Annotated in this window: 3 protein-coding genes; all 3 read left to right on the forward strand. The window is 68.6% G+C overall.

Going from position 1 to position 775, the window contains the following annotated elements:
- Positions 1 to 283 (forward strand): ABC transporter substrate-binding protein (locus tag OO47_RS33015; protein ID WP_033211218.1); only part of this gene is annotated, 283 nt, incomplete at its 5' end.
- A 13-nt stretch (positions 284 to 296) separates the two neighbouring features.
- The gene (locus OO47_RS38345; protein ID WP_234323397.1) at positions 297 to 602 is read left to right on the forward strand and encodes a hypothetical protein; all 306 of its coding nucleotides are present in this window, start codon (positions 297 to 299) and stop codon (positions 600 to 602) included.
- On the forward strand, positions 557 to 775 hold a 219-nt coding region (locus tag OO47_RS38350; protein ID WP_234323398.1), incomplete at its 3' end, for an iron chelate uptake ABC transporter family permease subunit. The genes OO47_RS38345 and OO47_RS38350, both read left to right, overlap by 46 nt.

The following is a 775-nucleotide window of genomic DNA, read 5'->3' on the forward strand; positions in this document are numbered from 1 at the left end:
GAACATCTTCGCCGACGCCAAGACGAAGTGGGCCGAGGTGAGTTGGGACGAGGTCGCCGCGCGGAACCCCGATGTCATCATCCTGGCCGACCTGACCCGAGGCGAACCGAACGACACCGCCAAGGAGAAGATCGAGCTTCTCAAGAAGGACCCGCTCACCAGCAAGCTCGCCGCGGTGAAGGGCGACAAGTTCATCACCATCCCCGGCAGCCGCATGGATCCCAGCTACGGCAGCGCGTCCGCCGTCCCCGCGCTGGTCAACGGCTTGAACAAGCTCGGCTGACCCGTCCACCATCATGACGACGAGTTCACACACGACCGCCGAGCGCGCCGGAGCCCCGATCACCACGAGTGAGAAGGCTCCGGTGCGCCGGCGGCGCACCGCGACCGCAGCGCTCTACCTCCTGGCCGTCGCCGGCCTCCTGGTGTCGATCGTCACCGCGTCGCTGTTCGGCAGCGCGAACATCCGGCCCCTGGACGTGGTCTCCACGATCCTCCGGCACATCGGTCTGGGCGGTTCGCCGGCGGACTGGTCTCCTTCGGCCTGCTCCTGCTCCTGCTCGGCGGGGGGCGCGTCGCCAGTCCTTCCCGCGTGGTGCTGACCGGCGTGCTCGTGTCCCAGTTCTTCGCCGGAGTCACCTCCGTCATCCTCATGGTCAACGGGGACGCCAACTCCACCCGCGGCTTCACCTACTGGCTGCTCGGCACCCTCGGCGGCGCCCGGTGGGAGGGGGTGACCGTCACCGTCCTGATCATCCTGGCCGGGGTCGTCGCC

Origin of the sequence: Streptomyces bikiniensis, assembly GCF_000716625.1 — a bacterium.
GTDB lineage: Bacteria > Actinomycetota > Actinomycetes > Streptomycetales > Streptomycetaceae > Streptomyces > Streptomyces bikiniensis.

Bases quoted from the DNA above. Each gene is read 5' to 3' on its own strand.
- OO47_RS38345 (WP_234323397.1), top strand. From the start codon at position 297: ATGACGACGAGTTCACACACGACCGCCGAGCGCGCCGGAGCCCCGATC.